General features: G+C 69.0%; 15 protein-coding genes. 10 read left to right on the forward strand and 5 right to left on the reverse strand.

Annotated elements, in window-relative coordinates; translation table 11 throughout:
* The first annotated feature begins 9 nt into the window (after positions 1-9).
* The 6 genes from pqqC to N0B71_RS21035 all read left to right on the forward strand — a co-directional run bounded on the left by pqqC (position 10) and on the right by N0B71_RS21035 (position 6,904).
* Positions 10-759, forward strand: coding sequence for a pyrroloquinoline-quinone synthase PqqC (gene pqqC, locus N0B71_RS21010; protein WP_259754689.1), 750 nt, complete (start codon positions 10-12; stop codon positions 757-759).
* On the forward strand, positions 759-1,037 hold the full coding sequence (gene pqqD, locus N0B71_RS21015) for a pyrroloquinoline quinone biosynthesis peptide chaperone PqqD (RefSeq protein ID WP_259754690.1): 279 nt from the start codon (positions 759-761) through the stop codon (positions 1,035-1,037). The genes pqqC and pqqD overlap by 1 nt, the downstream gene beginning before the upstream one ends.
* Positions 1,009-2,157, forward strand: a complete 1,149-nt coding sequence (gene pqqE, locus N0B71_RS21020) for a pyrroloquinoline quinone biosynthesis protein PqqE (RefSeq protein WP_259754691.1) — start codon at positions 1,009-1,011, stop codon at positions 2,155-2,157. The genes pqqD and pqqE overlap by 29 nt, the downstream gene beginning before the upstream one ends.
* Before the next feature lies 1 nt (position 2,158).
* Positions 2,159-3,952: a S9 family peptidase gene (locus N0B71_RS21025; protein ID WP_259754692.1), complete on the forward strand. Its 1,794-nt coding sequence runs from the start codon at positions 2,159-2,161 to the stop codon at positions 3,950-3,952.
* Between the two features lie 107 nt (positions 3,953-4,059).
* Complete coding sequence (gene ercA / locus N0B71_RS21030; protein WP_259754694.1) at positions 4,060-5,223, forward strand: alcohol dehydrogenase-like regulatory protein ErcA; 1,164 nt, start codon at positions 4,060-4,062, stop codon at positions 5,221-5,223.
* The gene (locus N0B71_RS21035) at positions 5,207-6,904 is read left to right on the forward strand and encodes a PAS domain-containing hybrid sensor histidine kinase/response regulator (protein WP_259754695.1); all 1,698 of its coding nucleotides are present in this window, start codon (positions 5,207-5,209) and stop codon (positions 6,902-6,904) included. The genes ercA and N0B71_RS21035 overlap by 17 nt, the downstream gene beginning before the upstream one ends.
* Positions 6,905-6,907: 3 nt before the next feature.
* Here the strand turns inward: N0B71_RS21035 and N0B71_RS21040 are convergent, their stop codons facing one another.
* Entirely contained in the window at positions 6,908-9,415 is a 2,508-nt protein-coding gene (locus N0B71_RS21040; protein ID WP_259754696.1) for an ATP-binding protein, read from the reverse strand.
* A 322-nt stretch (positions 9,416-9,737) separates the two neighbouring features.
* Between N0B71_RS21040 and N0B71_RS21045 the strand changes: the two genes are divergently transcribed.
* Genes N0B71_RS21045 through N0B71_RS21060 form a run of 4 tightly spaced genes read left to right on the forward strand, consistent with a single transcriptional unit; the run spans position 9,738 to position 15,792 of the window.
* A complete protein-coding gene (locus tag N0B71_RS21045) occupies positions 9,738-13,214 on the forward strand; it encodes a response regulator (protein WP_259754697.1) in 3,477 nt (1,158 codons plus the stop codon).
* Position 13,215: 1 nt separating this feature from the next.
* Positions 13,216-14,034 carry a CheR family methyltransferase gene (locus N0B71_RS21050; protein WP_259754698.1) on the forward strand — a complete coding sequence of 273 codons (819 nt, stop codon included), beginning with the start codon at positions 13,216-13,218 and terminating at the stop codon, positions 14,032-14,034.
* A complete protein-coding gene (locus tag N0B71_RS21055) occupies positions 14,031-14,618 on the forward strand; it encodes a chemotaxis protein CheB (protein ID WP_259754700.1) in 588 nt (195 codons plus the stop codon). The genes N0B71_RS21050 and N0B71_RS21055 overlap by 4 nt, the downstream gene beginning before the upstream one ends.
* A complete protein-coding gene (locus tag N0B71_RS21060) occupies positions 14,608-15,792 on the forward strand; it encodes a hybrid sensor histidine kinase/response regulator (protein ID WP_259754701.1) in 1,185 nt (394 codons plus the stop codon). The genes N0B71_RS21055 and N0B71_RS21060 overlap by 11 nt, the downstream gene beginning before the upstream one ends.
* 208 nt (positions 15,793-16,000) lie before the next feature.
* Here the strand turns inward: N0B71_RS21060 and N0B71_RS21065 are convergent, their stop codons facing one another.
* Genes N0B71_RS21065 through N0B71_RS21080 form a run of 4 tightly spaced genes read right to left on the reverse strand, consistent with a single transcriptional unit; the run spans position 16,001 to position 19,873 of the window.
* Complete coding sequence (locus tag N0B71_RS21065; RefSeq protein ID WP_259754702.1) at positions 16,001-16,969, reverse strand: lysylphosphatidylglycerol synthase domain-containing protein; 969 nt, start codon at positions 16,967-16,969, stop codon at positions 16,001-16,003.
* The gene (clsB, locus tag N0B71_RS21070; protein WP_259754703.1) at positions 16,966-18,180 is read right to left on the reverse strand and encodes a cardiolipin synthase ClsB; all 1,215 of its coding nucleotides are present in this window, start codon (positions 18,178-18,180) and stop codon (positions 16,966-16,968) included. The genes N0B71_RS21065 and clsB overlap by 4 nt, the downstream gene beginning before the upstream one ends.
* Positions 18,177-18,959: an endonuclease/exonuclease/phosphatase family protein gene (locus tag N0B71_RS21075; protein WP_259754704.1), complete on the reverse strand. Its 783-nt coding sequence runs from the start codon at positions 18,957-18,959 to the stop codon at positions 18,177-18,179. Before N0B71_RS21075 ends, clsB begins: the two co-directional genes overlap by 4 nt.
* The gene (locus N0B71_RS21080) at positions 18,956-19,873 is read right to left on the reverse strand and encodes a DUF72 domain-containing protein (RefSeq protein ID WP_259754705.1); all 918 of its coding nucleotides are present in this window, start codon (positions 19,871-19,873) and stop codon (positions 18,956-18,958) included. The genes N0B71_RS21075 and N0B71_RS21080 overlap by 4 nt, the downstream gene beginning before the upstream one ends.
* Between the last annotated feature and the right edge of the window lie 114 nt (positions 19,874-19,987).

Raw genomic sequence — 19,987 nt, forward strand, 5'->3', positions numbered from 1 at the left:
AGGCTCGCGATGACCCGCGAAGCCATGAGCCCCGCCGAATTCGAGCAGGCCCTGCGCGCCAAGGGCGCCTGCTACCACATCTTCCACCCGTACCACGTGGCCATGTACGAAGGCCGCGCCAGCCGCGAGCAGATCCAGGGCTGGGTGGCCAACCGCTTCTACTACCAGGTGAACATCCCGCTGAAAGACGCGGCGATCCTCGCCAATTGCCCGGACCGCGAGGTGCGCCGCGAGTGGTTGCAGCGCATCCTCGACCACGATGGCGCGCCAGGCGAGGAGGGCGGCATCGAGGCCTGGCTGCGCCTGGCCGAATCCGTCGGGCTGGACCGCGAGCAGGTGCTATCTCAGGAACTGGTGCTGCCCGGCGTGCGCTTCGCGGTGGATGCCTACGTCAACTTCGCCCGCCGCGCCAGTTGGCAGGAAGCGGCCAGCAGCTCGCTGACCGAACTGTTCGCCCCGCAGATCCACCAGTCGCGCCTGGACAGCTGGCCGCAGCACTACCCGTGGATCGACGCCAGCGGCTACGACTACTTCCGCAAGCGCCTGTCCCAGGCGCGCCGCGATGTCGAGCACGGCCTGCGCATCACCCTGGAGCACTACCGCACCCGCGAGGCCCAGGAGCGCATGCTCCAGATCCTGCAATTCAAGCTCGACGTGCTCTGGAGCATGCTCGACGCGATGAGCATGGCCTATGAACTGAAGCGCCCGCCGTACCACACGGTGACGAGCGAGCGCGTGTGGCACAGGGGGTTGCTGTGATGAGTCTGCCTTCGCTGGACAGCGTGCCGGCACTGCGCCGGGGGTTCCGCCTGCAATTCGAACCGGCCCAGGGCTGCCACGTGCTGCTGTACCCGGAAGGGATGGTGAAGCTCAACGAGAGCGCCGGGGCGATCCTCGGCCGCGTCGACGGGCAGGCTGACGTCGCCGGCATCATCGACGGCCTGCGCGCCGAGTTCCCCGGCGTGCCGGGCATCGACGAAGACATCCTGGCATTCCTCGAGGTGGCCCATGCGCAATTCTGGATCGAGCTGCGCTGAGGCGCCGGTGGGCCCGCCGCTCTGGCTGCTGGCCGAGCTGACCTACCGCTGCCCGCTGCAGTGCCCGTACTGTTCCAACCCGCTGGATTTCGCCAAGGGCGGCGAAGAGCTGAGCACCGCCCAGTGGATCGAGGTGTTCCGCCAGGCCCGCGAGATGGGCGCGGCGCAGCTGGGCTTCTCCGGCGGCGAGCCGCTGGTGCGCCAGGACCTCGCCGAACTGATCGCCGCGGCCCGCGGGCTGGGCTTCTACACCAACCTGATCACCTCCGGCATCGGGCTCAACGAGACGCGCCTGAAAGAGTTCGCCGACGCCGGCCTCGACCATGTCCAGATCAGCTTCCAGGCCGCCGACGAGGAGGTGAACAACCTGCTCGCCGGCTCGCGCAAGGCCTTCGCCCAGAAGCTCGCCATGGCCCGTGCGGTGAAGGCCCACGGCTACCCGATGGTGCTGAACTTCGTCACCCACCGGCACAACATCGACAGCATCGACCGCATCATCGAACTGTGCATCGAACTGGAAGCCGACTTCGTCGAGCTCGCCACCTGCCAGTTCTACGGCTGGGCCGAGCTGAACCGCGCCGGCCTGTTGCCGACCCGCGAGCAGTTGCAGCGCGCCGAGCGCATCACCGCGCAGTACCGCGAGCGCCTGGCGGCCGAAGGCAACCCGTGCAAGCTGATCTTCGTGGTGCCCGACTACTACGAGGAACGCCCCAAGGCCTGCATGGGCGGCTGGGGCAGCGTGTTCCTCGACGTCACCCCGGACGGCACCGCACTGCCATGCCACAGCGCGCGGCAACTGCCGGTGAAGTTCCCCAACGTGCGCGAGCACAGCCTGCAGCACATCTGGTACGAATCCTTCGGCTTCAACCGCTTCCGCGGCGACGCCTGGATGCCCGAGCCGTGCCGTTCCTGCGACGAGAAGGAGCGCGACTTCGGCGGCTGCCGCTGCCAGGCCTTCCTGCTCACCGGCGACGCCGAGGCCACCGACCCGGTGTGCGCCAAGTCCGCCCACCACGGCATCATCCTCGACGCCCGTCGCGAGGCGGAAACGGCGGCCGCGCCGCTCAGCGCACTGACCCTGCGCAACGAGCGGGCCTCGCAACTGATCTGCAAGGCCTGAGATGGACCGCAGCGACTGGAGCGCCGAGCGGGCGGTGGCCGCCGCCGGGGATTTCGCGGAGCTGCACGTGGCCCACGGCGGATTGCTCTGGGCGGCGTTCGACCCGGCCAGCGCGCGCTGCCGGCTGTTCCTGCGTCGTGACGGGCAGAGCGTCGAGCTGACGCCGCCCGGCGCCTCGGTGCGCAGCCGCGTCTACGAGTACGGCGGCGGCGCCTGCTGCGCCACCGCCGACGGCGTGGCCTGGGTGGAAGAGGGCGACCAGCAGGTGCATTGGCTGCGGCTGGGCGGCTCGCCCCGGCCCGTCACCCACCGCGACGACTGCCGCTACGGCGACCTGCACTACGTGCCGGCGTGGAATGCCCTGCTGGCGGTGGAAGAGCAGAACGGCAGCGGCGGGGCGGTTCACCGTATCGTCCGCCTGGATGCCGATGGCCGGCGCCGGGTGATTGCCACCGGCGCGGACTTCTACGCCTCGCCGGTGGCGGACGCCCGCGCCGAGCGCATCGCCTGGGTGGAATGGGACCGCCCGCACCAGCCCTGGACGCGCACCCGCCTGTGCGAATCCTTTGCCGGCGAGCAGCGCTGCCTGGCCGGCCAGGCCAGCCACGAATCCATCCAGCAGCCGCGCTTCGCCGAGGACGGTCGCCTGCACTGGCTGAGTGACCGTGACGGTTACTGGCAGCCCTGGCACGAGATCCTGGGCGCCTTGCCGTGCAACGCCGCCGACCATGCCGGCGCGCCCTGGCAACTGGGCGGGCGCACCTTCCTGCCGCTGCCCGGCGGCACGCTGCTGGCGACCCGTTACGAGCAAGGCTGCGGCGTGCTGGCGCTCTACGACGAGCGTGGCCGGGAGCATCGGCTGGCGCCGGCGTACAGCCGCTTCCGCGCGCTGGCGGCGGATGAGCGAAACTTCTACTGCATCGCCGCCGCGCCGGACCGCCTGCCCACCTTACTGGCGATCCGTCGCGTGGATGGCGTTACCCAGGTGTTGGCCGGCGGCGAGCGGCCCCTGCCCGAGGCCGAGCTGTCCCGCGGCGAGGCGTTCCGCTACCCCGTGGGCGAGGACGAAGGCGGGCACGGCTTCTTCTACCCGCCGTTCGGTGGCGAGCCCGCGCCGCCGCTGGTGGTGTTCCTGCACGGCGGGCCGACCTCGGCCAGCTACCCGGTGTTCGACGGGCGCGTCCAGTTCTGGACGCGGCGGGGCTTCGCCGTGGCCGACCTCAACTACCGCGGCAGCAGCGGCTACGGCCGCGCCTACCGCGAGCGCCTGCACCTGGGCTGGGGCCAGGTGGAGGTGGAGGACATCGGCGCGGCGCTGGACTATCTCGCCAAGGCCGGCCGCATCGACCGCCAGCGGGTGTTCGTACGTGGCGCCAGTGCCGGCGGCTACAGCGCGCTGATGGCCCTGGCGCGGCTGCCGGGCCTGCGCGGCGGCGCCAGCCTGTACGGGGTGAGCGACCCGCAGGCGCTGGCGCGGGCCACCCACAAGTTCGAGGCCGATTACCTCGACTGGCTGATCGGTGACCCGCACGACGACGCCGAGCGCTACCGCGAGCGCACGCCGGTGCTGCTGGCCGGGCACATCCGTGCGCCGGTGATCTTCTTCCAGGGCGAGCTGGACGCCGTGGTGGTGCCGGCGCAGACCGACGCCATGGTCGAGTCCCTGCGCCAGCGCGGCGTGCCGGTGGAGGTGCACCGCTACGCCGGGGAGCGCCACGGCTTCCGCCAGGCGGGCAACCTGGCCCACGCCCTGGAAGCCGAATGGCGCTTCTACCAGGCGTTGCTGGCGCACTGACAGCGGGTAGGCGTCTGTCAGAACCGTCTGCCAAGGTCGCATTGCAATAGCTGATGGATGCAGTAGGCTCCCGGAAACATCCCATAACAATAACGACAGAGCCCCCGATGTCCCACGAGCTCAGCCAGCTGCGCAAATTCGTCTCGCCAGAGATCATTTTCGGTGCCGGATGCCGGCACAATGTCGCCAATTACGTGAAGACCTTCGGCGCTCGCAAGGTGCTGGTGGTGTCGGACCCCGGCGTCGTCGCCGCCGGCTGGGTCGCCGACATCGAAGCCAGCCTGGCCGCCCAGGACATTTCCTTCTGCCGTTACACCGATGTCTCGCCCAACCCGCGCGTGGAAGAAGTCATGCGCGGCGCCGACGTCTACCGCAGCGAGGGCTGCAACGTGATCGTCGCGGTGGGCGGCGGCAGCCCCATGGACTGCGCCAAGGGCATCGGCATTGTCGCCGCCCACGGCCGCAACATCCTCGAGTTCGAGGGCGTGGACACCTTGCGCGTGCCCAGCCCGCCGCTGATCCTGATCCCCACCACCGCCGGCACCTCGGCGGATGTGTCGCAGTTCGTGATCATCTCCAACCAGGACGAGCGGATGAAGTTCTCCATCGTCAGCAAGGCGGTGGTGCCCGACGTGTCGCTGATCGACCCGGAAACCACCCTGACCATGGACCCGTTCCTCTCTGCCTGCACCGGCATCGACGCGCTGGTGCATGCCATCGAGGCGTTCGTCTCCACCGGCCACGGCCCGCTCACCGACCCCCACGCGCTGGAGGCCATGCGGCTGATCAACGGCAACCTGGTGCAGATGATCGCCAACCCGGCGGACATCGCCCTGCGCGAGAAGATCATGCTGGGCAGCATGCAGGCGGGGCTGGCGTTCTCTAACGCGATCCTCGGCGCGGTGCATGCCATGTCCCACAGCCTGGGCGGCTACCTCGACCTGCCGCACGGCCTGTGCAACGCCGTGCTGGTGGAGCACGTGGTGGCGTTCAACTACAGCGCCGCGCCCGAGCGCTTCAAGGTGATCGCCGAGACCTTCGGCATCGACTGCCGTGGCCTGAACCATGCGCAGATCCGCCAGCGCCTGGTGGAGCACCTGATCGCCCTGAAGAACGCCGTGGGCTTCCATGAAAGCCTCGGCCTGCACGGCGTGGGCAGCTCGGACATTCCGTTCCTCTCGCGCCATGCGATGCAGGACCCGTGCATCCTCACCAACCCCCGCGAGTCCAGCCAGCGCGACGTCGAGGTGGTGTATGGCGAGGCCCTCTGACGAGCAGCAGCAACAGGCCCTGGCCGGGCTGCTGGGGCTGGGCAGCCATTCCGCGCGCAAGAGCCACTACCCCGAGCTGGTGGCGCGGCTGGACGAGCTGGAGGCCGAGCGCAACCGCTACAAGTGGCTGTTCGAGCACGCCGTCCACGGCATCTTCCAGGCCAGCCTGAGCCAGGGCCTGCGCGCCGCCAACCCGGCGCTGGCGCGGATGCTCGGCTATGACGATCCGCAAGAGGTGCTGTGGAACCTGCAGGACATGGCCAGCCAGCTGTTCGTCGGCGGCGAGGCGGAGATGCGTCGCATCCGGGCCCTGCTGCGCGAGCGCGACGGCCTGTTCGGCTACGAGACGCGCCTGCGCCGCCGCGACGGCAGCCATGTGATCGTCCTGATGAACCTGCTGATCAAGCCCGGCGAAGACGGCCTGGTGGAAGGCTTCGTCGCCGACATCACCGAGCGCGTCCAGGCCCAGCAGCGCCTGCAGAGCCTCAACGAGGAACTGGAGCAGCGCGTCGCCGAGCGCACCCGTGAACTGGAAGGGCTGAACCAGCAGCTGCGCGAGGCGCGCGACGCCGCCGAGGCCGCCAACCAGAGCAAGGACAAGTACCTGGCCGCCGCCAGCCACGACCTGCTGCAACCGCTGAACGCCGCAAGGCTGCTGGTTTCCACCCTGCGCGAACGCGCCCTGCCGAGCGCCGAGCAGGTGCTGGTGGAGCGCACGCACCAGGCCCTGGAAGGTGCCGAGGACCTGCTCACCGACCTGCTGGAAATCGGCCGCCTGGACCAGAGCGCGATTCGCCCCGACCTGGACGTCTATACCCTGGACGAACTGCTCGGCCCGCTGGTCTCGGAGTTCGACGAGGTGGCCCGCGCCGCCGGGCTGCGCCTGCGTGCGCGGATTCCACCGCTGGCGCTGCGCACCGATCACCGCCTGCTGACGCGCATCCTGCGCAACTTCCTCAGCAATGCCTGCCGCTACACCGAGCGTGGCAGCGTGCTGCTCGCCGCCCGCCGGCGCGCCGACAGCGTGCGCCTGGAGGTGTGGGATACCGGCCGTGGGATTCCGGCGGACCAGCTACAGGCGATCTTCCTCGAATTCAACCAGCTGGAGGTCGGCCGGGCGGCGGAGCGGCGCGGCGTCGGGCTGGGATTGGCGATCGTCGACCGCATCGCCGGCATCCTCGGTTGCCGGGTGCAGGTGCGCTCGGTGCCGGGGCGCGGTTCGGTGTTCGCCATCGAGGTGCCGCTGGTGCGCGACCTGCCGCCGGCCGGCCCGGTCGACAGCGGCCCGCGCCCGGTCACCGGCGACCCGCTGCCGGGGCGGCGCCTGCTGGTGATCGACAACGAGCAGGCGATCCTCGCCAGCATGGCCGCGTTGCTCGGGCAGTGGGGTTGCGAGGTGCTGCTGGCGACGAATGTCGATGACGCGCTGAAGGTGCTCGACGGCAAGGCGCCGGAGGTGATCCTGGCCGACTACCACCTCGACCATGGGCGTACCGGCTGCGATGCGGTGCGCGGGCTGCGCGAGTATTTCCGCCGCGAGTTGCCGGCGGTGATGATCACCGCCGACCGCAGCGACGATTGCCGCCGCGCCCTGCAGCGGCTGGGCATGCCGCTGCTGAACAAGCCGCTCAAGCCCGGCAAGCTGCGCGCGGCGCTGAGCCTGTTGCTGAGCCAGGGATAGCGATCAGCCGTCCTTGCGCCCCAGCATGCCGTTGACCTTGTCGCGCAGGGCGTCGATGGAGAACGGCTTGGCGATCATCGACATGCGCGTGGCCAGTTCGCTGCCGTCGATATGGACGATCTCGGCGAACCCGGTGGCGAACAGGATCGGCAGTTCGGGCCGCGCCTGCCGCGCGGCGGCGGCCAGCTCCTCGCCGTTCATGCCGGGCAGGCCGACGTCGGTCAGCAGCAGGTCGATGGCGGTGTCGCCCTGCAGGATCGGCAGCGCCTCCTCGGCGTCCTCGGCCTGCAGGACCTGATAGCCGATCTCCTCCAGCACTTCCACGGTCAGCATGCGCACCAGGTCGTTATCCTCGACGACGAGGACGCACAGCTGCTGGTTGGCCGGTTCGTTGGGGGTGACGGGAATGTCGGGAATGCTGACCACTGAGTTGCCTCTCGGGATATAGAGTGTGACGCAGGTGCCCTGGCCGGGCTCGCTGCGCAGGCGGATGTGCCCGCCGGACTGCTTGATGAAGCCGTAGACCATCGACAGGCCCAGCCCGCTGTTGGGGCCGATGCCCTTGGTGGTGAAAAAGGGGTCGAAGACGTGGGTGAGGATCGATTCGCTCATGCCCAGGCCGTCGTCCTGCACGGCCAGGGCGAGGTAATCGCCGGCCGGCAGGTCGCTGTCGCCGCCGATGATTTCCTGGCGCCGCAGGCTGATCTGCAGGGTGCCGCCGCCGGGCATCGCGTCGCGGGCGTTGTCCACCAGGTGTTGCAGCACCTTGTGCAACTGCTCGCGGTCGCTCAGCACGGTGTCGCTGGTTTCGCAGGCCAGGGTCAGGCGCACGCGGGCGCCGGCGCGCTCGGCCAGTTCGGGCAGCCAGTCGCGCAGTAGCCGGCCCAGCTCCACCGGGTGCATGGCCAGGGCCTGGCGGCGGGCGAAGGCGAGCAGGTTGTGGGTCAGCTCGGCGGCGCGCTCGGTGGCCTGGGTGGCAGCGTGCAGGATGTGGTTGAGCTCCGGCTGGGCGTTGGCCTGCGCGCGTCGGGTGATCAGGTCGAGGCTGAAGCGGATACTCGCCAGCAGGTTGTTGAAGTCGTGGGCGATGCCGCCGGTGAGCTGGCCGACGGCCTCCATCCGCTGGGCATTGGCCAGGGCCGATTGCGCCTGCTCCAGCAGCTCGGTGGCGCGGCGCTGCTCGGTGACGTCGCGGCCGCAGCCATAGATCAGGCCGTTGTCCGCGCTGGCATGCCAGGAAATCCAGCGATAGCTGCCGTCGGCATGCCGCATGCGGTTCTGGAAGTGCTGCAGGGGCTCGCCGCGGGCCAGGGTGGCGCGGGTGCCGATGCTCGGCGCGAGGTCGTCGGGGTGCACCAGCTCTTCGCTGTTGCGCCCGGTGAGCTGGGCTTCGCTCCAGCCCAGCAGGGTGGTCCACGCCGGGTTGACGCTACGCAGCCTGCCCTGCTGGTCGAGCACGCAGAGCAGGTCCTGGCTCATGGCCCAGACGCGGTCGCGCTCCAGGGTGCGCTGGCGCGCCTCTTCCTGCACCGCTTCCTTGAAGCGGCGGTCCTCGGCGCGCTGGCTGGCGGCGGCCAGGGCATGGCCGAGCAGGGCGGCCAGCTCGTTGAAGAAGGTCGCGTAGCTGTCGTCCAGGCGCCGGCGCGGGCTGATGCCGAACACCGCGAGGCTGCCCGGATAGCCCTCCAGCGGCGTGGCGTAGGTGCTGTCGAGCAGCTCCGGCCAGGGTGCGAAGGCGCGTGCGTACTGGCTGCCCAACGGCGACTGGTGCGCCTGCTGCAGGCCGTTGAACAGGTGCAGCGGGTCGTCGTCGAGGGTCAGCTGCGCCGGGGCGAAGCGGTCGGTGACGTCCGTGCCGCAGGAGCCGAGCAGGGTGCCGCCGTGGTAGAGCAGGCAGAACGGCACGTCGATGCTGGCGTCGGCCAGCAGGGCGAGGGCATCGGCGCAGATCTGCGCGCCGTCGTCGGCCTGGCCGATGCGTTCGGCCAGCCGGGTGAGCAGGCGCTGGCGGCGCTGCTGGATGACGTTGCCGGTGGTCTCCACCGCGGTGTTGAACAGGCCGATGGGCTTGCCGTCCTGGCCGAAGATCGGGCTGACGTTGTAGGTGAAATAGGCTTCTTCCACATAGCCGAAGCGCACCATGGGCAGCAGGCGATCTTCCTCGTGGGCGGCGACGCCGGTCTGCAGGATGCCGTTGTACATGGGGTCGAGGATCGACCAGATGTCCGACCAGGCGATGCGCGCTGGCTGGCCCAGGCAGGCGGGGTGCTTGTCGCCGGGGATGGCGCTCCAGGCGTCGTTGTACAGCAGGACGAATTCCGGGCCCCAGTAGATGCACACCGGCAGGCGCGAGTTCAGCCCCACCTCGAGGATGCCCTTGAGCGTGGCCGGCCACGCTTCCATCGGGCCGAGCGGCGTGGCCGCCCAGTCGTGCTGGCGGATCAGCGGTGCCATGGCGCTGCTGCTGTTGAGGAAGTCGCCCTGGCCCGGCGCCGTGACGGTGGGAGTCATCCCCGCGGAACCTGGCATGGAGCGGGCCTTGCGTCCGATCCTTTCATACCGTGCTACCCATTCAGTCCACATCACGCGTTGGAAAGTCCCGGCGAGGGAAAATTCCACTTTTTTCAGCCGGCCCGGCAAATAGTTCGAACCACCCGGCGGTGTGCGGGTCAACTCGCCAACTCAGGTGTAGCCTACAACGCTTCGCGTTATTATCCCCGCAGTTTTAAGAACGTTCGTACAATAACTTCAAATACTTACCTGGCCTCCGCCGTAATCTCCGTCATACCGGTTGTTCGCACCCAGGGAAGAAAGTCCATCAGGGAACCCGCAGATGAACCAGAAAGCCATCGCCGACGAAAGCGCCTTCCGCCGCATCCTCGCGCGCAACATGGCGCTGCCGCTGGGTATCTGCCTGCTCGGCGCCGTGCTGTTCATCGGCCTGATCCTGTACATGCTCAACGTGCTGGGCTGGGTCGAGCACACCGACCGGGTGATCTCCAGCGCCAACGAGATGCAGCGCCTGAGCGTGGACCAGGAGAGCGGCCTGCGCGGCTATCTGATCACCGGCGATCCGCGCTTCCTCGAACCGCTGGAACAGGCGCGGCCGCGCATCAATGCCGGGCTCAAGAGCCTGGCCGAACTGGTCGTGGACAACCCGCCGCAGGTCGAGCGCCTGGGCCGCCTGACCGCGATGCAGGACGAATGGATGACCTTCGCCCAGCAGATGATCGAACAGCGCCGCCAGGGGCAGGACACCTCCGACGCGATCAAGGCCGGGCGCGGCAAGAGCATGATGGACGCGATCCGCGCGCAGTACGCCTCGCTGATCAATACCGAGCAGCAGTTGCGCCACGACCGCAACCAGTTCGCCTCGAACCTCTCCACCGGCGTCGTCATCCTCTACCTGGTATTCAGCATCGTGGTGGGCGCGTTGCTGGCGTATTTCGGTCGCCGCCAGTTGCTCGGCCTGTCCGAGTCCTACGCCGATTCCCTGCGCCGCCAGGTGCGCCACAACGAACACCTGGAGCGCCAAGCCTGGCTCCAGGACGGCCAGACCCGGCTCGGCGAGCAACTGATCGGCCAGCCGTCGATGGCCGCGCTTGGGCGCAGCCTGATGGACTTCCTTGGCGATTTCGTCGGCTCGCCGGTGGGCGCGTTGTATGTCCGCGACGACCGGGGCGGCCTGCGTCTGTCCGGCACCTTTGGCTTTACCGTCGAGGCGCCAGGTGACAGCCATTTCGCCCCCGACGAGAGCCTGATCGCCCAGGCCGCCCGCCAGCGCAAGCTGCGCGTGGTCGACGGCCTGCCGCCGGATTACCTGAAGGTCAACTCGGCGCTGGGCAATGGCCAGCCGGTGAGCGTGGCGCTGCTGCCGCTGCTCAACGAGGGCGGGGTGGTCGGTGTGCTGGAGCTGGGCTTCCTGCGCCCGCTTCAGGAGCGCGACCAGGCCTTCCTGCAGAACGTCGCCGAGACCCTCGGCAGCGCCATCGCCTCGGCCCAGCATCGCCAGCGCCTGCAGGACCTGCTGGCGGAAACCCAGCAGCTCAACGAAGAGCTGCAGGTGCAGCAGGAAGAGCTGAAGACCGCCAACGAGGAACTGGAGGAACAGTCCCGCGTGCTCAAGGAATCCCAGGCACACCTGGAAGCCCAGCAGGCGGAGCTGGAACAGACCAACGAGCGCCTCGCCGAGCAGGCCCAGGAGCTGGCCGCGCAGCGCGACGACCTCGACGGAAAGAACACCGAGCTGAACCAGGCCCGCCTGGAACTCCAGGGCCGCGCCGACGAGCTGCAGCGCGCCAGCCGCTACAAGTCCGAGTTCCTCGCCAACATGTCCCACGAGCTGCGCACGCCGCTCAACAGCTCGCTGATCCTCGCGCGCCTGCTGGCGGACAACGAGCACGGCAACCTGGACGACGAGCAAGTGAAGTTCGCCGAGTCGATCTATTCCGCCGGCAACGACCTGCTCAACCTGATCAACGACATCCTCGACATCTCCAAGGTCGAGGCCGGCAAGCTGGACGTGCGTCCGGAAAACGCCAGCGTGCGGCGCCTGGTGGAGGCGGTGGAAGGGCTGTTCCGCCCGCAGGCCGACGACAAGGGCCTGAGCTTCGTGGTCAGCGTCGCCGACGATGCGCCCGGCATGCTCTACAGCGACCGCCAGCGGGTCGAGCAGATCCTCAAGAACCTGCTGTCCAATGCCTTCAAGTTCACCGACGCCGGTGAGGTGTCCCTGCACGTGAGCGCCGCGCCCGAGGGCCTGCGCTTCGACGTGCGCGACAGCGGCATCGGCATCGCGCAGGACCAGTTGCAGCGCATCTTCGAGGCCTTCCAGCAGGCCGACGGCGCCACCAATCGCCGCTACGGCGGCACTGGCCTGGGGCTGTCCATTTCCCGCGACCTCGCGCACCTGCTGGGCGGCAACATCATCGTCAGCAGCGAGCCCGGCAAGGGCAGCATGTTCAGCCTGCTGCTACCGGTCAACTACCAGGCGCCGGCCAGCGACGACGCGGTCAGCACGCCGGCGCCGATCCTCGCCCCGCAGCCTGCGCCGGTCGCCACGCCGCCGGTGCAGGCCCCGGCCGCGGCGAGCTTCGCCGACGACCGCGACCAGCTCAACATCGGCCAGCGCTGCGTGCTGGTGGTGGAGGACGAGCCCAAGTTCGCCCGCATCCTCTACGACCTGGCCCATGAGCTGGGCTACCGCTGCCTGGTGGCGATGGGCGCCGAGGAAGGCCTGCGCCTGGCCGACGAGCACGGCCCCGATGCCATCCTGCTGGACATGCACCTGCCCGACGAATCCGGCCTGGCCGTGCTGCAGCGCCTGAAGGCCAACCCGCGCACGCGCCACGTGCCGGTGCACGTGGTCTCGGTGGAAGACCGCAGCGAAGCGGCGCTGCACCTGGGCGCCATCGGCTATGCGCTCAAGCCCACCAGCCGCGAGCAGCTGCGCGAGGTGTTCGGCAAGCTGGAGGCCAAGCTGACCCAGGAGGTCAAGCGCATCCTGCTGGTGGAGGACGACCCGCTGCAACGCGACAGCGTCTCGCGCCTGATCGGCGACGACGACATCGAGATCACCGCGGTGGAGCAGGGCGAGCAGGCCCTGGAACTGCTGCGCCAGAACATCTACGACTGCATGATCATCGACCTCAAGCTGCCGGACATGCAGGGCAACGAACTGCTGCGGCGCATGGGCGAGGAGGACATCTGCTCCTTCCCGCCGGTGATCGTCTACACCGGGCGCAACCTGACCCGCGACGAGGAAGCTGAGCTGCTCAAGTACTCGCGCTCGATCATCATCAAGGGCGCGCGGTCGCCGGAACGGCTGCTGGACGAGGTGACCCTGTTCCTGCACAAGGTCGAGTCGCAACTCTCCAGCGAGCGCCAGCGCATGCTGCGCACCTCGCGCAACCGCGACCGCGCCTTCGAGGACCGGCGCATCCTGCTGGTGGACGACGACGTGCGCAACATCTTCGCCCTCACCAGTGCCCTGGAGCACAAGGGCGCCCGCGTGGAAGTGGCGCGCAACGGCCGCGAAGCCATCGAGAAGCTCGCCGAGGTCGGCGACATCGACCTGGTGCTCATGGACGTGATGATGCCGGAAATGGACGGCTACGAAGCGACCCGGCTGATCCGCCAGGACGCGCGCTGGAAGAAACTGCCCATACTCGCGGTGACCGCCAAGGCGATGAAGGACGACCACGAGTTGTGCCTGCGCGCCGGCGCCAACGACTACCTGGCCAAGCCCATCGACCTGGACCGCCTGTTCTCGCTGATCCGGGTCTGGCTGCCGAAGCTGGAGCGCATCTGACATGCCTGATCGCAGCCAGGACATCGAGCTGCGCCTCCTCATCGAGGCGATCTACCTCAAGTACAGCTACGACTTCCGTGACTACTCCGGCACCTCGCTCAAGCGCCGCGTGCTGCACGCCACCAACCTGTTCGAGTGCCGCAGCATCTCGGCGCTGCAGGAGCGCATCCTGCACGACCCGCACGCCTTCCACGAGCTGCTGCAGTACCTCACCATCTCGGTGAGCGAGATGTTCCGCGACCCCAGCTACTTCCTCGCGCTGCGCCAGGAAGTGGTGCCGGTGCTGCGCACCTACCCGTCGCTGCGCCTGTGGGTGGCCGGCTGCAGCACCGGCGAGGAAGTGCATTCGCTGGCCATCCTGCTGCACGAGGAAGGCCTGCTGGAGCGCACGCTGATCTACGCCACCGACATCAACCCGCGCTCGCTGGAGCAGGCCCAGCGCGGCATCTACGCGGTGGACGACCTGGCCCAGGCCAGCGCGAACTACCGCGCCGCCGGCGGCCACGGCTCGCTCTCGGACTACTACACCGCCGCCTACGACGGCGCGCTGTTCGACAAGATGCTGCGTGCCAACGTGACTTTCGCCGACCACAGCCTGGCCACCGACAGCGTGTTCTCCGAGACGCACCTGATCTCCTGCCGCAACGTGCTGATCTACTTCAATCGCCCGCTGCAGAACCGCGCCATCGGCCTGTTCCACGACTCGCTGTGCCACCGCGGCTTCCTCGGCCTGGGCAGCAAGGAAAGCCTGGAGTTCACCGATTTCGCCTCCGAGTTCGAGGTGGTCAACCGCCGCGAACGGGTGTTTCGCAAGCGATGAACGCCCAGCGGGATGTGCAGGCCGTGGTCATCGGCGCCTCCGCGGGCGGCGTGGACGCGCTGTTCAGGTTGTTCGGCGGGCTGCCGGCCGACTTCGCGTTGCCACTGGTGGCCGTGCTGCACCTGCCGGAAAGCCATGACAGCCAGTTGGTGGACCTGTTCGCCCGGCGCCTGGCGATTCCCGTGGCGGAAGCGCGCGACAAGGCGCCGCTGGAGCCGGGCACGCTGTATTTCGCCGCTGCCGGCTACCACCTGTCCATCGAGCAGGACCGCACCTTCGCCCTGAGCCGCGAGGCGCCGCGGAATTTCTCCCGGCCGTCGATCGACATCCTCTTCGACTCGGCGGCCGATGCGTACCGTGACACGCTCGCCGGCATCCTCCTCACCGGCGCCAACCAGGATGGCGCGCAGGGCCTGGCGCACATCCAGCGCGAGGGCGGGCTCTCCATCGTCCAGGACCCGGCCGAAGCCGCCGTGGCCACCATGCCGGAGGCGGCCATTGCATTGCACGCCCCGGACTACATTCTTTCCTTGCGCGAAATCCACGCGCTCCTGACCCGAATGGGCACCCGACATGCTGCGTAACCAGGGAAGCAAACTGCTGATCGTCGACGACCTGCCGGAGAATCTCCTGGCGCTGGAGGCGCTGATCAAGGGCGAGGGACGCGAAGTGTTCAAGGCCTCGTCGGCGGACGAGGCGCTCTCGCTGCTGCTGGAGCACGAATTCGCCCTGGCGCTGCTCGACGTGCAGATGCCGGGCATGGACGGCTTCGCCCTGGCCGAACTGATGCGCGGCACCGAGCGCACCAAGAACATTCCCATCGTCTTCGTCACCGCCGCCGGCCGCGAGCTGAACTACGCCTTCAAGGGCTACGAGAGCGGCGCCGTGGACTTCCTCTACAAGCCGCTGGACAACCACGCGGTGCGCAGCAAGGTGAACGTCTTCGTCGACCTCTACCGCCAGCGCAAGGTGCTCGCGCGGCAGCTCGAAGCCCTGGAACAGGCGCACCACGAACAGGACGCGCTGCTCGCCGAGCTGCGCGAAACCCAGGTGGAACTGCAGCGCGCGGTGAAGATGCGCGACGACTTCATGTCCATCGTCTCCCACGAACTGCGCACGCCGCTCAACGGCCTGATGCTCGATACCCAGCTGCGCCGCCTCTACCTGGCCAAGGGCAAGCTGGAGCACTTCGCGCCGGAGCGCCTGGGCGCGCTGTTCGAGCGCGACGAACGCCAGCTCGCCGGGCTGAACCGGCTGATCGAGGACATGCTCGACGTCTCGCGCATCCGCACCGGCAAGCTGTCGATCCGCCCGGAGCCGGCCAACCTCGCCGACATCGCCCGCCGCGTCATGGGGAATTTCGCCGTGCAGGCCCAGGCCGCCGGCTGCGACCTGAGCCTGAACGCACCGCAGGTGGTGGAGGGCGTCTGGGATGCCTATCGCCTGGAGCAGGTGCTCAGCAACCTGCTCAGCAACGCCCTGCGCTACGGGCCCGGCCAGCCGGTGGAGGTGACGGTCGCGGTGCACGAGGGCCAGGCGCAGCTCTGCGTGCGCGACCATGGCGAGGGCGTCAGCGCCGAAGAGCAGCAGCGCATCTTCCAGCAGTTCGAACGCGGCGCCGGCGCGGCCCGCGTCGCCGGGCTGGGGCTGGGGTTGTTCATTTCCGAACAGATCGTCCAGGCCCACGGCGGCCGCATCGAGCTGCGCAGCGAACCGGGGCAGGGCGCGGAGTTCTGCGTCCGCCTGCCGCTGGACTGACCGCGGCGCCTGCCCGCCGCGACGGGCGGTGCCCGTGATCGGCGGCAGGGCTGGCGTGGTGCGGGTTCGCGAGCAAGCTCGCTCCTACAGGCATGCCTCGGCGTAGGCGCGGACTTTGTCCGCGGTCGCGTGTATGGCACGCTCCTACAGGTTGGGTGCCGCTCTTGTAGGAGCGGGCCGTGCCCGCGATCCGCCGGCAGGGCCGGCGTCAGGATGCCCGGGCTGCTTCCCGGCGTTCCGCGCGGCGTTTGAGTTTCCTGGCGTGGCGCTCCAGCCAGAGGTAGACGGCGCAGGCCAGCAGCAGCGGAATGAGGAAATACAGCACGCGGTAGCCAATCAGCGCGGCCAGCAGTTCGCCACGGGAGAAGTGATCGCGCAGCACCGTGATGAAGACCGTCTCGATCACCCCCAGCCCCGCCGGGACATGCAGCACCACGCCGGCGATGCTGCTGATCAGCAGCGTCGCCAGTACCGTCGGGTAGCTCGCCGAGTCCGGCAGCAGGGTGTAGATCAGCAGGGCCATCATCGACCAGTTGCTGGCGCCGGCGATGCCCTGCAGGGCGGCCAGGCGCCAGGTCGGCAGGTTCAGCCGGTAGCGCTTCCAGCCCCAGGCGCGGCGGCGGGCGAAACGGCAGGCGAGCAGGTAGCCGGCGCCCAGCAGCAACAGCAGCACGCCGATCGCGCGCAGGCCGCTCTGGCCAAGGGACCAGTTGTCGGGCAGGTTCGGGTAGCCACAGACGAACAGCACGCCGGCCAGCAGCAGGTAGCCGTACCAGTTGGTGATCATGCTGAAGGTGAGGATGCGCGTGATGTCGCCGGCGCTCATGCCCAGCCGGCCATACAGGCGGAAGCGCAGGGCGATGGCGCCGACCCAGGAGCTGAGGTTGAGGTTGAAGGCGTTGCACACGAAGGCGACGGTGAACACCCGCCGCACCGGCAGCGGGTGGCCGATGTAGAAGCGGCTGAGCACGTCGAAGCTGCTGAAGATGCCGTAGCTGGCCAGGGCGATCAGCATGCCCAGGGCCAGGGTGCTGAACTTGTATTCGCGCAGCAGGCGGAACACCTCGTCCCAGTCGGTGGCGCGCAACAGCAGGAACAGCAGCACCGGCAGGGCGACCAGCAGGGCGATGTTGAAGATGCGGTTGGCGCGCTTCCAGAAGCGCTTGGAGTTCTTCATGGCTGCACCTGCGACTGGCCGGGTTCCTCGTCGATGCGGGCGGGGTGGAGCATTTGCCGGTGCGCCGGCAACTGGCCGGCGATGGCCGGGAAGTGGCGCAGGAAGTGGAAGCTCAGGAACACCAGCGGGGCGCGCCACCAGTAGCCGCGGCGGGCGTACTGGCGGGTGACGCGGCGGCAGCTGTCGGCGGCCAGGCGCTCCAGGTGATCGTCCAGGGCGCTGGCGAAGGCTTCGTCCTCGATCATCAGGTTGCCTTCCAGGTTCAGCGACAGGCTCAGCGGGTCGAGGTTGCTGGAGCCCACCGTGGCCCAGTGGCGGTCCATCACCGCGACCTTGCCGTGCAGCGGGCGGTCGCGGTACTCGTAGATTTCCACGCCGTCGCGCAGCAGGGTGTCGTAGAGCAGCTTGCTGCACAGCCGCACCAGCGGCATGTCCGGCAGCCCCTGGAGGATCAGGCGCACCGTCACCCCGCGCTTGGCCGCATCGCGCAGGGCGCGCAGCAGGCGATAGCCGGGGAAGAAGTAGGCGTTGGCGATCAGCAGGCGCTCCCGGGCGCGGGCGATGGCGCGCAGGTAGTGCTGCTCGATCTCGGTGCGGCGGTGCAGGTTGTCGCGGATTGCCAGGCAAGTGCGGCATGGCCCGGCGGGCCCGCCGGGGTGCACGGCGTCGGCGGCGGGCATGTCGCTGCTCTCAAGGTGAGGAGCGGGGCGCAGCAGCTCCAGGCAGGCGCGGCGGATGTCCTGCACGCCGGGGCCTTCGATCCGCACGGCATAGTCCTGCTTGGCCATGGGCCCGTAGTCGGCCAGGTGGTCGGCGCAGAAGTTGATGCCGCCGACGAAGGCCACCGCGCCATCCACCACCACGTGCTTGCGGTGCAGGCGGCGGAACAGGTTGGTGCGCATGCCCAGGCGCCGCGGCTGCGGGTCGAACAGGTGCAGGCGCACGCCGGCATCGAGCAGGCCGCCGAGGAAGCTGGCGTCCAGGTCCGGCGTGCCGTAGCCATCGGCGATCACGTCGACCCGCACGCCGCGGCGGGCGGCGTCGATTAGCACCTGGCGCAGGCCGCGGCCGACCTTGTCGTCGCGCAGGATGAAGGTTTCCAGGAGGACTTCCCGCCGCGCGCCCTCGATGGCCTGGTAGACGCTCGGGTAGAAGCCCTCGCCATTGATCAGCAGCTCGACCCGGTTGCCGTCGCGCCAGACCTCGTTCATAGCGATACCTCGGCAAGCAGGGGCAGGTGGTCGGAGAGGTGCGGCCAGGGTTTGCGGTTGAGCACTTCGCTCAGGGTCACCTTGAGGTGGCGCACGTAGATGCGGTCCAGGCGCAGCAGCGGCCAACGCGCCGGAAAGCTGCGCGGTTCGCCGCCCTGTTCGGCGAATGCCGGGCGCAGGCCGCAGCCGGCGAGGGTGCCGCTGGCCCGGCAGCGCCAGTCGTTGAAGTCGCCGGCGACCACCACCGGGTCGTCGGCCGGCAGCTCGCCGATCAGCCCGCAGAGCAGTTGCAGCTGCCGTTGCCGCTGCGATTCGTGCAGGCCCAGGTGCACGCACACGGCGTGCAGGGCGCGCTCGCCGGGCAGGTCGATGTGCGCGTGGAGCAGGCCGCGCTCCTCGGTGCCGGCCTCGGAGACGTCGCGATTGTCCCAGCGGCGGATCGGCAGGCGCGAGAGCAGCGCGTTGCCGTGGTGGCCTTCGGGGTAGACGGCGTTGCGTCCGTAGGCGAAGGCCGGCCACATGCTGTCGGCGAGGTATTCGTAGTGCGGCGTGGCTGGCCAGTCCGGGTGGCGTTCGGCATGCAGTTGATGCTCGCCGTGGACCTCCTGGAGGAACACCAGGTCCGCCGAGGTGGCGCGTACCGCGTCGCGCAATTCATGCAGGATGAAGCGCCGGTTGAAGGCGGAGAAGCCCTTGTGGGTGTTCACCGTGAGCACCCGCAACAGGGTGCCGGCCTGCGCCTGGGCGAGGCTGTGCGGAGCGCGCTCGGCCAGGCTCATGACCAGTCCCCCGCCGGTGCGCCGGGTGCTTGCCGGTCCACCAGTTCCAGGCCCAGCAGCGCCATGAGCTTGCTGGCGTCGTAGGGCGCGCGCACCTTGATGTCGTTGTCGAAGTAGCCGTACACCTCGCGCTGCCGCCGATCGCCCCGGGTCGAGGGGTCGAACAGTTCGGCGTCGGCCGGTTGCAGCCCGCGCCGCCAGCGGCCGATGCGCTCGTTCCAGCGTTCCAGGGCGGCGTCGCCGTAGCCGCTGGCATACAGCTGCTTGTCGCCATGCAGGCGCAAATAGACGAAGTCCGGGGCGGTCAGGTCTTCGCCGTAGGGCCACTTGCGCGGTGCATCGGCGAACACCAGGGCGACGCCGTGGCGGCGCAGTTGGCGGGCGAACTCCGGGCAGGCGAAGCTGGCGTGGCGCACCTCCATGGCATGGCGCAGCGCACGTTTCTTCAGGGAGGTGGGCCACTGGTCTGGACGCCGGGTGGCCGATGCCTTGGCCAGCTTGAGCGCCGCGTCGCTGCTGGCCGGCAGCAGCGCGAGGAAGGCTTCGACCACGTCTTCGTCGTATGGCAGGCTCGGCGGCAGTTGCCAGAGCATCGGCCCGAGCTTGTCGCCCAGCTCCAGCGGGCCGGAGGCGAAGAAGTTGGCCAGGCCTTCCTCGGCGTCGCGCAGGCGCTTGATGTGGGTGATGTAGCGCGGACCCTTGACGCTGAAGACGAAGCCGTCGGGCGTGTCCTGTGCCCACTGGCGGTAGCGCTCGGGCTTCTGCAGCGCGTAGAACGAGCCGTTCAGTTCGATGCTGTTGAAGGCGCGCGAGGCGTAGCGCAGCTCGTCCTTCTGGCGCAGCCCCTTGGGGTAGAAGTCGCCGCGCCAGGGCGTGTAGCGCCAGCCGGAAATCCCGATGTGCAGGGCCTTCATCGGCTCAGTTCTCCCGGTCGGAGGCTGTGGCGAGGGGCGGCTGGCTGCATCGGCATCTCCTTGGGCGATGGAATATCCCGGGCGCCGCCGTACCGGCCGGACGCCCGTCTGTGA

The organism is Pseudomonas sp. GCEP-101, from assembly GCF_025133575.1.
Lineage (GTDB): Bacteria > Pseudomonadota > Gammaproteobacteria > Pseudomonadales > Pseudomonadaceae > Pseudomonas > Pseudomonas nitroreducens_B.

Bases quoted from the DNA above. Each gene is read 5' to 3' on its own strand.
- pqqC (WP_259754689.1), top strand. From the start codon at position 10: ATGACCCGCGAAGCCATGAGCCCCGCCGAATTCGAGCAGGCCCTGCGC.
- pqqD (WP_259754690.1), top strand. From the start codon at position 759: ATGAGTCTGCCTTCGCTGGACAGCGTGCCGGCACTGCGCCGGGGGTTC.
- pqqE (WP_259754691.1), top strand. From the start codon at position 1,009: ATGCGCAATTCTGGATCGAGCTGCGCTGAGGCGCCGGTGGGCCCGCCG.
- N0B71_RS21025 (WP_259754692.1), top strand. From the start codon at position 2,159: ATGGACCGCAGCGACTGGAGCGCCGAGCGGGCGGTGGCCGCCGCCGGG.
- ercA (WP_259754694.1), top strand. From the start codon at position 4,060: ATGTCCCACGAGCTCAGCCAGCTGCGCAAATTCGTCTCGCCAGAGATC.
- N0B71_RS21035 (WP_259754695.1), top strand. From the start codon at position 5,207: ATGGCGAGGCCCTCTGACGAGCAGCAGCAACAGGCCCTGGCCGGGCTG.
- N0B71_RS21040 (WP_259754696.1), bottom strand. From the start codon at position 9,415: ATGACTCCCACCGTCACGGCGCCGGGCCAGGGCGACTTCCTCAACAGC.
- N0B71_RS21045 (WP_259754697.1), top strand. From the start codon at position 9,738: ATGAACCAGAAAGCCATCGCCGACGAAAGCGCCTTCCGCCGCATCCTC.
- N0B71_RS21050 (WP_259754698.1), top strand. From the start codon at position 13,216: ATGCCTGATCGCAGCCAGGACATCGAGCTGCGCCTCCTCATCGAGGCG.
- N0B71_RS21055 (WP_259754700.1), top strand. From the start codon at position 14,031: ATGAACGCCCAGCGGGATGTGCAGGCCGTGGTCATCGGCGCCTCCGCG.
- N0B71_RS21060 (WP_259754701.1), top strand. From the start codon at position 14,608: ATGCTGCGTAACCAGGGAAGCAAACTGCTGATCGTCGACGACCTGCCG.
- N0B71_RS21065 (WP_259754702.1), bottom strand. From the start codon at position 16,969: ATGAAGAACTCCAAGCGCTTCTGGAAGCGCGCCAACCGCATCTTCAAC.
- clsB (WP_259754703.1), bottom strand. From the start codon at position 18,180: ATGAACGAGGTCTGGCGCGACGGCAACCGGGTCGAGCTGCTGATCAAT.
- N0B71_RS21075 (WP_259754704.1), bottom strand. From the start codon at position 18,959: ATGAGCCTGGCCGAGCGCGCTCCGCACAGCCTCGCCCAGGCGCAGGCC.
- N0B71_RS21080 (WP_259754705.1), bottom strand. From the start codon at position 19,873: ATGAAGGCCCTGCACATCGGGATTTCCGGCTGGCGCTACACGCCCTGG.